General features: G+C 64.9%; 13 protein-coding genes. 2 read left to right on the top strand and 11 right to left on the bottom strand.

Features of this window, described 5'->3' with window-relative positions; all coding sequences use genetic code 11:
• Window positions 1-155: 155 nt before the first annotated feature.
• Window positions 156-797: a CoA transferase subunit B gene (locus KW832_RS09970; protein ID WP_055402417.1), complete on the bottom strand. Its 642-nt coding sequence runs from the start codon at window positions 795-797 to the stop codon at window positions 156-158.
• Window positions 798-861: 64 nt separating this feature from the next.
• Complete coding sequence (locus tag KW832_RS09965) at window positions 862-1,569, bottom strand: CoA transferase subunit A (RefSeq protein WP_055402415.1); 708 nt, start codon at window positions 1,567-1,569, stop codon at window positions 862-864.
• Between the two features lie 89 nt (window positions 1,570-1,658).
• On the opposite strand from KW832_RS09965, the gene KW832_RS09960 reads away from it, so the two are divergent.
• On the top strand, window positions 1,659-2,201 hold the full coding sequence (locus KW832_RS09960; RefSeq protein ID WP_055402413.1) for a PAS and helix-turn-helix domain-containing protein: 543 nt from the start codon (window positions 1,659-1,661) through the stop codon (window positions 2,199-2,201).
• 3 nt (window positions 2,202-2,204) lie between these two features.
• Here KW832_RS09960 and KW832_RS09955 read toward each other — a convergent pair whose 3' ends face one another.
• The 3 genes from KW832_RS09955 to KW832_RS09945 all read right to left on the bottom strand — a co-directional run bounded on the left by KW832_RS09955 (window position 2,205) and on the right by KW832_RS09945 (window position 5,947).
• On the bottom strand, window positions 2,205-2,594 hold the full coding sequence (locus tag KW832_RS09955; RefSeq protein WP_121422713.1) for a carboxymuconolactone decarboxylase family protein: 390 nt from the start codon (window positions 2,592-2,594) through the stop codon (window positions 2,205-2,207).
• 126 nt (window positions 2,595-2,720) lie between these two features.
• Window positions 2,721-4,916, bottom strand: a complete 2,196-nt coding sequence (gene katG / locus KW832_RS09950; protein ID WP_218299722.1) for a catalase/peroxidase HPI — start codon at window positions 4,914-4,916, stop codon at window positions 2,721-2,723.
• Between the two features lie 80 nt (window positions 4,917-4,996).
• Window positions 4,997-5,947 carry a LysR family transcriptional regulator gene (locus KW832_RS09945; protein WP_218299721.1) on the bottom strand — a complete coding sequence of 317 codons (951 nt, stop codon included), beginning with the start codon at window positions 5,945-5,947 and terminating at the stop codon, window positions 4,997-4,999.
• Window positions 5,948-6,086: 139 nt separating this feature from the next.
• On the opposite strand from KW832_RS09945, the gene KW832_RS09940 reads away from it, so the two are divergent.
• Window positions 6,087-7,211, top strand: a complete 1,125-nt coding sequence (locus KW832_RS09940) for an NADH:flavin oxidoreductase/NADH oxidase (protein ID WP_218299720.1) — start codon at window positions 6,087-6,089, stop codon at window positions 7,209-7,211.
• Between the two features lie 35 nt (window positions 7,212-7,246).
• Here the strand turns inward: KW832_RS09940 and KW832_RS09935 are convergent, their stop codons facing one another.
• From KW832_RS09935 to KW832_RS09910, 6 genes are all read right to left on the bottom strand, one after another.
• Window positions 7,247-8,170, bottom strand: a complete 924-nt coding sequence (locus KW832_RS09935) for an SMP-30/gluconolactonase/LRE family protein (protein WP_218299719.1) — start codon at window positions 8,168-8,170, stop codon at window positions 7,247-7,249.
• Window positions 8,171-8,187: 17 nt separating this feature from the next.
• Complete coding sequence (locus KW832_RS09930) at window positions 8,188-9,090, bottom strand: amidohydrolase (protein WP_218299718.1); 903 nt, start codon at window positions 9,088-9,090, stop codon at window positions 8,188-8,190.
• Between the two features lie 3 nt (window positions 9,091-9,093).
• The gene (locus tag KW832_RS09925; protein ID WP_218299717.1) at window positions 9,094-10,050 is read right to left on the bottom strand and encodes a tripartite tricarboxylate transporter substrate binding protein; all 957 of its coding nucleotides are present in this window, start codon (window positions 10,048-10,050) and stop codon (window positions 9,094-9,096) included.
• Window positions 10,051-10,236: 186 nt separating this feature from the next.
• On the bottom strand, window positions 10,237-11,235 hold the full coding sequence (locus KW832_RS09920; protein ID WP_218299716.1) for a tripartite tricarboxylate transporter substrate binding protein: 999 nt from the start codon (window positions 11,233-11,235) through the stop codon (window positions 10,237-10,239).
• Between the two features lie 73 nt (window positions 11,236-11,308).
• Complete coding sequence (locus tag KW832_RS09915; protein ID WP_218299715.1) at window positions 11,309-12,250, bottom strand: NAD(P)-dependent oxidoreductase; 942 nt, start codon at window positions 12,248-12,250, stop codon at window positions 11,309-11,311.
• Window positions 12,247-12,933 (bottom strand): RraA family protein, encoded by a 687-nt coding sequence (locus KW832_RS09910; protein ID WP_176885822.1) that lies wholly within the window; start codon window positions 12,931-12,933, stop codon window positions 12,247-12,249. Before KW832_RS09910 ends, KW832_RS09915 begins: the two co-directional genes overlap by 4 nt.
• Between the last annotated feature and the right edge of the window lie 170 nt (window positions 12,934-13,103).

Raw genomic sequence — 13,103 nt, 5'->3', positions numbered from 1 at the left:
GCGCACTGGCAAGATCCCTTCGGGCGAATTCAGCGCCATGTAATTTGCACGGCAGGTGCTGCGGTCGGCACGCCGACGCAGTCTCATGCTCAAAAGCCGAGGCCCCTCACGGGGCCTCGGCTTTTTTTGCGTTTGAGGAACGCCCCCAACAACGGTCAAGGAATCAGCGTCACGCCCGTTTTGGCTTGCAGGGCATCAAACGTCACGCCCGGAGCCAGTTCCACCACCTTCAGGCCTTGGGGGGTGACGTCCATCACCGCCAGGTCGGTGATGATGCGGTCGACCACGCCCACGCCCGTCAGCGGCAGCGTGCACTGGGGCAGGATCTTCAGGTCTTCGGTGCCGTCCTTCTTCTTGGCAACGTGTTCCATGAGCACGATCACGCGCTTGACACCCGCCACCAGGTCCATCGCGCCGCCCATGCCCTTGACCATCTTCCCGGGGATCATCCAGTTGGCCAGATCGCCCTTTTCGCTGACCTGCATGGCGCCCAGGATGGACAGGTTGATCTTGCCGCCACGGATCATGGCAAAGCTGTCATGGCTGCCAAAGATGGACGAGCCCTTGATGGTGGTCACGGTCTGCTTGCCAGCGTTGATCAGGTCCGCATCCACCTCATCTTCGTTGGGGAACGGGCCGATGCCAAGCATGCCGTTTTCGGACTGCAGCCACACTTCCTTGTCGGCGGGCACGAAATTGGCCACCAGCGTAGGGATGCCAATACCCAGATTCACGTAAAAGCCGTCTTCGAGCTCATGGGCGGCACGCGCCGCCATTTGGTCTTGACTCCACGACATATGTATTTCTCCAGCTTGTTCGGTGACGGCAGGCTTGCACGCCTGCTTTTCGATAAACGCAGGCTTAAACGCCCGCCTTCTCAGTGATGGTGCGCTTTTCGATGCGCTTTTCCGGGTTCGGGTTGTGCACGATGCGGTGCACATAGATGCCGGGCAGATGGATCTGGTCCGGCACCATGGCACCGGTTTCCACCACCTCTTCCACTTCAACGATGCAGACCTTGCCGGCCATGGCAGCGGCAGGATTGAAGTTACGGGCCGTCAGACGGAACTGCAGGTTGCCCGACTTGTCGGCGCGGTGCGCCTTGACCAGCGCCACCTCGGGCACGAGCGAGCGTTCCATCACATAGGTTTCGCCGTCGAACTCGCGCAGTTCCTTGCCCTCGGCCACGATGGTGCCCACACCGGTCTTGGTAAAGAAAGCAGGAATGCCCGCGCCGCCTGCACGCAGCTTCTCGGCCAGCGTGCCCTGGGGCGTGAACTCCAGCTCCAGCTCGCCGGCAAGGTATTGGCGCTCGAACTCCTTGTTTTCGCCCACGTAGGACGAAATCATCTTCTTGATCTGGCGGGTTTCCAGCAGCTTGCCCAAGCCAAAGCCATCCACACCTGCGTTGTTGGAAATCACGGTGAGGTTCTTGACGCCGGAATCGCGCAAGGCGTCGATCAGCGCTTCAGGGATGCCACACAAACCGAAACCACCCACAGCCATGAGCTGGCCGTCTGCAACCACGCCCTTGAGGGCCTCAGCTGCGGAGGGGAATAACTTGTTCACCACGATCTCCTTGTGAATTTGGATGCGCTACGATACTACGTACCCGATTAAGTAGTATCCCGTAAAGACTTGCACTATGGACGTTGCCAATGGACGTTGATTACCGACTCGCTTTTGACATGGCCCCCGTGGGCCTAGTGCTGTCGCGCAACCGCACCATGGTCGATTGCAACCGGCATGTGTGCGAGATGTTCGGCGCCTCGCGCGAGGTGCTCATCGGTCAGTCGTTCCAGATACTTTATCCAAGCGCCGACGAATACGAGCGCCTTGGGGCGCACATGGAACCTATTCTGAACGCCAAGGGCCACTACGCCGACAACCGCATCATGAAGCGTGCCAACGGTGAGGTCTTCTGGTGCCATGTGTCAGGCCGTGCACTCAACCGAGATGCCCCGCATGAATCAGGCATCTGGAGCTTTGAAGACCTGAGTTCGCAACGCCCCGTGAAGGCCGAGTTGACAGGCCGCGAACGCGAGGTGGCCGCGCGCCTGTTGGAGGGACTGACTTCCAAGGAGATCGGCCGGGCCCTGGAGATCAGCCACCGCACGGTGGAGATTTACCGGGCACGCCTCATGCGCAAGTACAACGCATCCACCGCTGCCGACCTAGTACACAAATTGCTCGCTGGTTGAGCCCTACTTCGGGCCGTCGATCACGTCAGCAGCTGTGCGAAAAGCCTCGACTGCCGTCGGCAGGCCGCAGTAGATGCTGGCGTGCAGCAACACTTCCTGGATCTCTGCCGCTGTAGCGCCGTTGTTGAGCGCGCCGCGCACGTGGCCCTTAAGCTCATGCTGCTTGCCCAGCGCGGTAAGAAACGCCACCGTGATCAAGCTGCGCGTCTTCATGTCCAGCCCCGGCCGCTGCCATACATCGCCCCAGGCATTGCGGGTGATGAACTCCTGGATCGGCTGGGTGAACGCCGTGGCATTGCCAAAGGCATTGGCGACAAAGTCCTCGCCCATGACCTGCTTGCGTGTGGCCAGACCTTTTTCGAAGTCCTTGGTGGATGGGAGTTGTTGTGTCATGCGGGCTCTCCGGTTCAGTTGGGGCCGCCATCGTAGCCGCAGCGCCTGCACGAAAAACACAAAGCCACCTGCCATACCCCGTGAAGGGCCAGGCAGGTGGCTTTGTCAAAGTGCTGAGCCCCAGGTTTACGCTGCCGCGAGATCAAAGCGATCCAGGTTCATCACCTTGGTCCAGGCGCGGGCGAAGTCCTGCACAAACACGGCCTGGGCATCGCTGCTGGCATAGACCTCGGCCAGCGCACGGAGAACGGAATTCGAGCCAAACACGAGGTCGACCACGGTGCCGGTCCATTTCTTGGCGCCTGTGCTGCGGTCCACCCCTTCCAGCACACCGGTTGCGCTCGCTGACTTCTGCCATTGGGTGCGCATGTCGAGCAGGTTCACAAAGAAGTCATTGCTCAACGTTTCCGGGCGCTGCGTGAAAGCTCCGTGAGGCGCCTGGCCCATGTTGGCACCCAGTACCCGCAAACCGCCGACCAGCACCGTCATCTCTGGCGCAGTCAAGGTCAGCTGGTTCGCGCGGTCGATCAGCAGTTCGGCCACAGCGCCCTCCAGCCCGGGGCGCACGTAGTTGCGAAAGCCATCGGCCACGGGCTCCATCACTTCGAACGATGGCACATCGGTTTGCTCCTGCGAGGCGTCGGTGCGGCCGGGGGTGAAAGGCACGGTCACGTCCTGCCCGCCTCGCTTCGCGGCAGCCTCCACAGCGGCGCCACCGGCCAGCACGATGAGGTCGGCCAGCGAGATTTTCTTGCCGCCCGTCTGCTCGGCGTTGAACGCGCGCTGGATGGCTTCGAGCTGGCCCAGCACCTTGGCCAGTTGTGCAGGCTGGTTTACGTCCCAGTCCTTCTGCGGAGCCAGACGAATGCGCGCCCCATTGGCTCCGCCGCGCTTGTCGCCGCCTCGGAAAGTTGAGGCAGAAGCCCAGGCCGTCGATACCAGCTCAGAGATCGAGAGGCCCGACGCCAACACCTTGGACTTGAGTGCCGTGATGTCTTGTTCGTTGACCAGAGCATGGTCCACTGCAGGAACAGGGTCTTGCCAGACCAGCACTTCGGCGGGCACTTCAGGGCCCAGGTAGCGTGCACGCGGCCCCATGTCGCGGTGTGTGAGCTTGAACCAGGCGCGCGCAAATGCGTCGGCAAACTGCTCAGGGTGCTCCAGGAAGCGGCGCGAGATCTTCTCGTAAGCCGGATCAAACCGCAGCGACAGGTCGGTGGTGAGCATCGTGGGTACCAGCTTCTTCGACGCATCGTGCGCGTGTGGAATCGTGGCCTCGGCACCTTTGGCCGTCCACTGGTGGGCACCGGCCGGGCTCTTGGTCAGCTCCCACTCAAAGCCGAACAGGTTTTCGAAGAAGTTGTTGCTCCACTTCGTGGGCGTGGTGGTCCAGGTGACTTCCAGGCCGCTGGTGATGGTGTCGCCGCCCTTGCCAGAACCATGGCTGCTCTTCCAGCCCAGGCCCTGCTCCTCGATGCCTGCGCCTTCGGGCTCCTTGCCCACCAGCGCGGCATCGCCCGCGCCATGGGTCTTGCCAAAGGTATGGCCACCCGCGATGAGCGCCACGGTTTCTTCATCGTCCATCGCCATGCGGGCAAAGGTGTCGCGGATGTCGCGCGCTGCGGCCAGGGGGTCAGGGTTGCCGTTCGGGCCTTCGGGGTTCACGTAGATCAGGCCCATCTGCACGGCGGCCAGGGGCTTGGCCAGGTCGCGCTCGCCGCTGTAGCGCTTATCGCCGCCGAGCCATGTGGTCTCTGCGCCCCAGTACACGTTTTCATCGGGTTCCCACACGTCGGGGCGACCACCGGCAAAGCCGAAGGTCTTGAAGCCCATGGACTCCAGTGCCACGTTGCCGGTCAAGATCATCAGGTCGGCCCACGAGATCTTGCGGCCGTACTTCTGCTTGATGGGCCAGAGCAGGCGGCGTGCCTTGTCCAGATTGGCGTTGTCGGGCCAGCTATTGAGCGGCGCAAACCGCTGCTGCCCTGCCCCGGCGCCGCCACGTCCGTCCGCCAGGCGGTAGGTTCCGGCGCTGTGCCAGGCCATGCGCACAAACAATGGCCCGTAGTGGCCAAAGTCTGCGGGCCACCAGTCCTGCGAATCGGTCATCAATGCATGCAGGTCGGCCTTTACGGCAGCAAGGTCCAGGCTCTTGAATTCTTTTGCGTAATCGAAGCCGTCGCCCATGGGATCGGTGAGCGGGGAGTTCTGGTTCAGGGGACGGATATTGAGCTGGTCTGGCCACCAGTCGGCATTGCCACGGCCCTTGGGCGCGGCAGCCTTGGTGTGGTCAAACGGGCACTTGTTGGTCTCTTGTGTCATGAGGCACTCCTGTTGGCGTTGGTGATCAGCCGATGTTATGGAGTGCATTTCCTTATGAAAAGGCAATAGTTTTGATTAATTCAATAGTTTTTCTCTAATTTCGGCAAATGCAGCGGACTACCGACCTCCTTGCACCCACACGTATCGAACAGCACCGAGCGGACCCAGCGATGCCCCGGCGAGCGGTGGGTGCGTTCATGCCAAGCAGCAGTTTTAACGAAGCCAGGTATGGCCACTGGTGGCTCCAGCACAACCAGCCCGCGTGCATCAGCTACCACCCGCTGGGGCACCACCGCGATCAGGTCGCTATTGCGCAGGATCTCCGGCAGCACCAGAAAGCTGGTGATCGACAGCACCACCCGGCGCGACCGGCCCAGGCGTGCCAGCACCTCGTCCGTCACGCCGCAGAAGCTGCCGCCCGTGTACGAGATGAGCGCATGGTCCAGCGCGCAGAAGCGGTCCAGCGACAGCGCGCCGCCTTTCGCATCCGGGTGCCCGGCGCGCATCACGCACACGTAGCGCTCGTCAAACAGGTGACGGGCATACAGGTCGGGCGCCGTGTTCTCGGGGCTGATCAGGGCCAGATCGATATCGCCCCGCTCCAGCCGCTCGTACACCGGCAGATGCTGGGCCGGCACCACGGCCACACGCACGCCGGGCGCGCGGCGACGCAGCATGGCCAGGAATGGCACCACCACCGCCTGCAACGCATAGTCGGTGGATGCGAGCTGCACCGTCATCTGCGCCGTGGCAGGGTCAAAGACCTGAGGTTGCAGCAGCGACTCGATCCCACCCAGCAGTTCCTTGACCGGCGCGGCCAGCTCCTGTGCGCGCAGCGTGGGCGTAATGCCACGCTGTGTACGCACGAATAGCGGGTCATCGAAGCTTTCGCGCAGCCGGGTCAGCATGCCGCTCACCGCAGGCTGGGTGAGCGACAGGCGCTGGGCGGCGCGGGTTACGCTGCGTTCGTCGAGCAAGGCATCCAGTGCCTTGAGCAGGTTCAGGTCCATGGCCCTGATATCAATTGCCATGATTTCAGAAATAAGAACTATCGATTTGGTTTATGGCTGCATCGTACCCACCATCTTCACTCTGCGTGGCCGTGGTGTCTTTGCCCCCGCCCTCAGACCGAAATTCCTTTTCTATTTAACCGACAAGAAAGCAAGCTGCATGTCTGCCCTGTTCACACCGTTCCAGCTCAAAAGCGTCACCCTGCGCAACCGCATCGCGATCCCGCCGATGTGCCAGTACAGCGCGGTGGATGGCTTCACCAATGAATGGCACCAGGCGCATTACGCCGGTCTCGCTCGCGGCGGCGCAGGCCTGGTGATTGTCGAGGCCACGGGCGTATCGCCCGAAGGCCGCATCACCCCGGCCTGCACAGGCCTTTGGAACGACCAGCACGTCGAAGGCATGGGCCGCATCGCCGCCAGCATCAAGGCCGCTGGCGCCGTGCCCGGCATCCAGATCGCCCACGCAGGCCGCAAGGCCAGCGCCCAACGCCCCTGGGAAGGCGATGACCACATTCCCGAGAACGACGCGCGTGCCTGGCAGCCGATAGCACCGTCCGCCATTGCTTACGGCGGCAGTCTGCCCCGGGTACCCCAGGCCATGACACTGCAAGACATTGCCCGCGTGCAGGCCGACTTTGTGGCCGCCGCACGTCGCGCACTGGCCGCAGGGTTCGAGTGGCTGGAACTGCACTTTGCCCACGGCTACCTGGCGCAGAGCTTCTTCTCGCCCCACAGCAACCAGCGCACCGACCAGTACGGCGGCAGCTTTGACAACCGCGCGCGCTTTCTGCTGGAAACCGTGGAGGCCGTGCGCAAGGTGTGGCCCGCGCACCTGCCACTCACGGCACGCTTCGGAGTCATCGAATACGACGGACGCGACGAGGAAACCGTGGCCGAGTCCATTGAGCTGGTGCGCCAGATGCGCGAACGTGGCTTGGATATGGTCAACGTCAGCGCGAACTTCGTGATTGCCGAGACGCAGATTCCCTGGGCAACCCCCGCCTTCCTGGCCCCGGTCGCACAGCGCGTGCGCAGCGAAGCCGACCTGCCCGTGGCCTCGTCGTGGGGCATCGATGACCCGAAAATCGCTGAACGTGCAGTGGCCGACGGCCAGATGGATCTGGTGATGATCGGCCGCGCCCACCTGTCCAATCCGCACTACACATACCACCTGGCGCAGGTGCTGGGCGTGCAAAAGCCTGAATGGAACACGCTGCCCGCGCCCTACGCGCACTGGCTGTCGCGCTATCGCGGCGCCGCAAAGGTCGCTGCAGCCCAGTAAAGCTCTGAAAACGCCCTTGCCCTTTGGCCCGACATTCAGTCCGGGGTCGAGCGGTGCAGGGGTAGCCCCGGCGCATCCAGCCGTGCGTGCAGGATGTGGCCGTGGGTCGAATCGGTCACGAACACCGTTTGTCCTCCCTGCCCGCCATAAGCCAGATTTGTGGTGGAGGCTCCGGCCGGCCCCCGCAGCACCAGCACGGGCTCGGCCCGGTGGTTGAGCACCCACACATAACCCAGGCCCGGGTTGGCCACCAACAGGCGCCCCGCCCCATCCACCGCAAGCCCATCGGGGCCGCTCGGGCCATACGACGTGAAGAACTGCCCCACCTTGGCCACGCTGCCATCGGGCAGCAGCGGCACGCGCCACACGCAGTTGCCACGTGTGGCGGCCAGGTACAGCACGCGGCCGTCGGGCGACAGGGCCACGCCATTGGGGCTGGGCACGTTGGCCAGCAACAGGTCGAGCTGGCCATTGGGGCGCAGCCGGTACAAGCGCCCGCTCGGGTCGTGCAGGCCGCTCTGGCCCTGGTCGGTGAAGTACAGGTTGCCGTCGGCGTCGAAGATCAAATCGTTCACGCCCTTGAAGCGTTCGCTGTTGCGGCGCTCCAGGTACGGCGTGACCCTGCCGGTCGCGATATCGAGCCGCATCAACCCGTTCTTGTAGTCGGTGATGAGCAGCGTGCCCGCATCCATGAACTTCATCCCATTGGGCTCGCCGTCGTACTCGGCCACCAGCATCCACGCGCCCTGCGGGTCGATGCGGAAGATGCGGCCCCAGGGGATGTCGGTCACGTACAGGTTGCCCATGCCGTCGAACACCGGGCCTTCGAGGAACGAATCGGTGACAGTGCCGCCCCGGTTGGCATCGGCCCAGGCGCTGCGCTCGGGGCGGCGGAAAGTGTCGGGCATAGAGCTGAAAAACGCCAGCTCGCGGAGCTCGGGGGATTGCAGCAGAAACATGGAAGAGGCTTTCGTTGTCAGGAGGTGGTGCCGAAACCATACAGCCGCGCCGGGTTGTCCACCAGGATACGGTCCATCGCGGCATCCGAGCCCGCCCAGGCGCGCAGCAGGTCCACCAGGCCGGCATCGTTCACGGTGCCCGGCGCCTCGGTGGTGTGGGGCCAGTCGCTGCCCCACACCAGGTGATTGGGGGCTACCCGCACCAGGGCTTGCCCCAGCGGCAGGGTGTCGGCGTAGCTGGGGCCCTGCACGGCAGAGCGCATGTAGGCACCCGAGAGCTTGACCCAGGTGTTGCCCCCGTCCAGCAAGCGGCGCAGCACGCCAAAGGCTTGGGCCGATGGACCTTCGGCCGGATCGATGCGCCCCAGGTGGTCGATGACCAGCGGCACCGGCAGCGCCTGCAGCACAGGCGCCAGCGCCATGATCTGCTCCGGGTGCGCGAACACCTGGATGTGCCAGCCACCGCAGTCCGCATGCCGTGCCACCTTGCCCGCCAGCGTGCTCAGCATCTGCGCCGTGGTGGTGCCCCACGATTGGGGTGAGACAAAGTTGACCCGCAGCCCGCACACGCGGCGCGCGGCCAGCCGGGCCAGCTCTGCATCGCTCACGCTGGGGTCCACCACGGCCACGCCGCGTGCGTCGTCACCCAGCTGGTCCAGCGCATCCAGCGTGCAGGCGTTGTCAGTGCCGTAGGTGGATGGCGTGACCACCACCGTGCGTGTGCTGCCCAGGCGCTGCTGCAGCTGCCGATAGGCGGCCACGGGCGCATCGGGCGGCGTGCGCGGCCAGTGGGCAGACGGTGCAAAACGTGCATCGAAGATGTGCATGTGGCTGTCGCACGCGCCGGGCGGCAGCAGGCGCTGCGGGCGGTTCAGGCCCACCGAGTGCGGCACGGGCGTGGTCAGCGCGGGCAAAGGCATGGCTCAGTCGAGTTTGATGTTGCCCTTCTTCACCACCTCGCCCCACTTGCTGTCTTCCTTCTTGAGGAAGGCAGCAAACTCTGCAGGCGTGGAACCGATGGGCTGGGCGCCCAGGTCGGCCAGGCGCTGTTTCACTTCGTCTTCCTTCAGCACCTCTTGCAGGGCCTGCTGCAGTTTGGTGGCCACGTCGGCAGGTACGCCCGCAGGCAGAAACACGCCGTTCCACTCATAGGCCTCGTAGCCGGGGATGGCCGCCTCGGCCACCGTGGGCACGTCGGGCAGGCGCCTGGAACGCTCGGGCGCCGACACGGCCAGCGCGCGCAGCTTGCCGCCCGCCACATGCGGGTAGGTGGCGGCCACGGTGCCGAACATGAAGTCCACCTGGCCCGCGATCACGTCGGTGATGGCGGGGCCGCCGCTCTTGTAGGGCACGTGCACCATGTCCAGGCCCAGCTTCTGGGCCATCAGCTCCGCCGCCAGGCGCTGCACCGTGCCGCTGCCGCCCGAGGCAAAGTTGATCTTGCCAGGCTGGGCCTTGGCCTTGGCGATCAGCTCGCCCAAATTCTTGTAAGGCGCATCGGCCTTCACGATGAGCACATTGGGCGCCAGCAGCACCAGCGACAGTGGCTGCAGCGCGGTGCTGGCATACGGCATCTTGGGGAACAGGTGCGGGTTGATGGAGTGCGGCGTGGCGTCGTACAGCATGGTGTAGCCATCCGCCGATGCCTTGGCCACAAAACTCGCGCCAATGGTGCCACTGGCGCCCGCCTTGTTGTCCACAATCACGCTGCCGCCCAGCTTGGCGCCCAGGCGGGTGGCCACCACGCGGGCCACCGCATCGGCCGCGCCGCCAGGGGCGTAGGGCACGACGAGGGTGATGGGCCGCTCGGGGAAGGCGGCGTGGGCCAGGCCTGCAGCCAGGGCGCAGGCGGCGATCAAGGGTTTGAGAAAACGCAACATGAAGTCTCCTTAACTATTCAATCCATGAAGAACAACCAGGTATCGCTGGCCCATGGCCTGCGAAACTGGCGCTGACAAAGCGCAGGCAGCCATGCAAGGGCCACCCCGCCGCACTGGCTGCGTCCCCCTTCCCGCATCGCGCAGCGAGGCGAGAGAGGGGGGAAGGCGCAAAGCGCCTCAGGGGGGTCAATCCACTTTCAGATCAAGCTCGCGTGCAATCTGCGTATAGGCGGCCACTTCGCGGCCGACCTGGCTGGCAAGCGCCGCGCCGCAGGTGGCATCGGCGTCCAGCCCCAGGCCGCGCAACTTGTCGTTGGCCGCAGGGCTTTGCACAAATTCCCTGGCCACGCGCTCCAGCTGCTGGGCAATGGCGTCGTCCAGGCCCGCCGGGGCCAGCAGGCCATACCAGGCGTCGGCCGAATACTTGCCGCCACCGGCCTCGGCAAACGTGGCCACGTCGGGCAGCAGCGACGACCGCTTGGGCGATGCCACGGCCAGCGCGGTGAGCTTGCCGCTCTTGATCTGCGGCAGCACCGAGCCCAGCGTGGCAAACGAGCTGTCGAGCTGGCCGCCCACCAGGTCCGTGACCACTGGCGCGGCGCCCTTGTAGGGCACGTGGTTCAGCTGCAGGCTGTTGGCGCGGGCAAACATCTCGGTGGCAAAGTGGCCTGAGCTGCCCACGCCCGCCGTGCCTGCGGACAGACGCCCCGGCTCCTTGCGCGCACGGGCCATGTACTCAGCCAGCGACTTCACCGGCAGGGCCTGCCCCACCACCAGCACCGTGGGGCTGGTGGCCACGGTGCACAGCGGCTTGAACGACTTCACCGCATCGAACTTCACCCGCCCGGCGTACAGCCCAGGGATCATGGTGTGGTTGGTGGCGCCAAACAGCAGCGTGTAGCCGTCGGCGGGCGCGCTGGCCACCGCCTGGGCGGCCAGGATGGTGTTGGCGCCGGGCTTGTTGTCCACCACAAAGGGCTGGCCCAGCGCGCGGCTGGCGTGGTCGGCAAACGCGCGTGCCACCACGTCGGTGGGGCCGCCTGCGGCAAAACCCACCACCAGCTTGACGGGCTTGTGGGGGAACGCAGTTTGCGCCCCTGCTGCGCTACATGCTATACAAATAATAGCTATCAGCGCATGATGGACGCGCGCGGAGGCCGTTTTTCTTCTCAAAATAGTGTGCATGTCTTTGTCTCCATGGGCCGAGGCGCCCTGCCCCGTGCCTTTTTTCTCTTTGCTTTCAGGAAGGGGGCTGGCGTCAGGCCGCAGCCATCGCTGCGCCAGGCACCCGGGCCAGCACGGCCAGCAGGTTCTGCGCCGCGCCCACGCCCATGTTCACGTAGGCGTCACTGGTCACGCCGCCGATGTGGGGGCTGAGGATGAAGTGCTTCTCGCCCTGGAAGGGATGGCCCGCCACCATCGGCTCGACCGCAAAACTGTCCAGCCCCGCCGCCATCACCTGGCCCGAGCGCACGGCATCCAGCAGCGCAGCCTCGTCGATCAGGCCGCCACGCGCCGTGTTCACCACGATCACGCCGCGCTTGCATTGCGCCAGCGTGGTGGCGTTCACCATGCCCCGGTTCTCGTCGGTCAGCGGGCAGTGCAGAGACACGGCATCGGCTTCGCGCCAGATCGTCTCCAGGCACACACTCTGCACATAGTCCGGCAGGCTCTTCGCAAACGGGTCAAAGCCGATCACTCGCATGCCCAGGGCGTCGGCCATCTTGGCAAACCGCAGGCCGATGGCGCCCAGGCCCACCAGGCCCACGGTGCGGCCACCCAGCTCCAGGCTTTTGTGCGTGGCTTTGTCCCAGTGGCCCGCGTGCATGCGCGCGTCGAGCTGCACCACCGATTTGGCGCAGGCCAGCAGCAGCGCCAGCGCCTGCTCGGCCACGGCCGCAGCGTTGGCGCCTACGGCGGCCACCACCTCAATGCCCCGGGCCTTGGCCGCCACCTTGTCGATGGTGTCGGTGCCACTGCCGTGCTTGGAGATGACCTTGAGCGCCGGGGCCGCGTCCATCACCACAGCGCCCACCTTGCCGTAGCGCACGATGATGGCCACGGGGTTGTGCGCACCGCACAGGGCCACCATGTCCTCTTCGGTCGGCGTCTTGCCTGCGTAGACGATGTCGTAGCCCGTGAGCAGGTCCAGGGCTTGCTGCGCCAGATCGGCGCCGGTGACGATGATGGTTTGGCTCACAGCGATTCCCCTTCCTTCAGCACGCCAGCAGCGCGCAGCGCGGCAGGCAGCCATTTCGATGCGGTGTCGCCGCGTGCAATGGCTTCGATGCGGGCGGCTTCGTCGGCCACCTTCTTGTCGGCCAGGGCCAGCATGGCGGGGGCTTTTTCGCGCTCGATGACGACCACGCCATCGGCGTCGCCCACGACCAGGTCACCCGCGTTCACCACGGCACCACCGGCGCAGATGGGGTGGTTGATGCGGCCGGGCACGTACTTGGTGGGTCCAGCGGGGTTGAAGCCCGCGCTGAACACGGGGAAGTCCAGCTCCAGAATTTCCAGCTTGTCGCGGATGGCGGCGTCCACGATCACGCCCGCCAGGCCGCGCTTCTTGCAAGCGCTGAGCATCAGCGTGCCCATCAGCGCCGCCGTCTGGTCGCCCTTGCCGTCGATCACGAGCACGTCACCGGGCTGGGCCAGGGCAATGGCGGCGTGGATCATGAGGTTGTCGCCGGGGCGCACTTCCACGGTGAAGGCAGGGCCTGCCACCTTCATGGACTGGTGCACGGGCGCCACGCGGCCATGCATGGTGCCGCGGCGGCCTGCCACGTCGGCCAGGATGGCGGCCTGGTAGGTGGCGGCTTTTTGCACTACGTCGGCGCTCACGCGGTCGATGGTGCGGATGATTTCAGGGAGTTGGCTCATGGGGAATCCTTGGAAAGAACGCGGAGATGCTGGGGAGCGAATGGGCGCGGCTGACTGGGATGCGCGTGCAAGGCGCCCATGCCGCAGCGCAACCAGCCCCGGACTCAGCAGCTGGCGAAGTGCAGACGAAATGCGAAGGTGAAGAAGTGGGGCGGGCAGATACGCGGGAC

It is taken from the genome of Acidovorax sp. sif0632, from assembly GCF_019218805.1.
Classification (GTDB): Bacteria; Pseudomonadota; Gammaproteobacteria; order Burkholderiales; family Burkholderiaceae_C; genus Acidovorax; species Acidovorax facilis.
The sequence above is the reverse complement of the archived record's forward strand: the minus strand, read 5'-3'. Positions and strand labels throughout refer to the sequence as shown.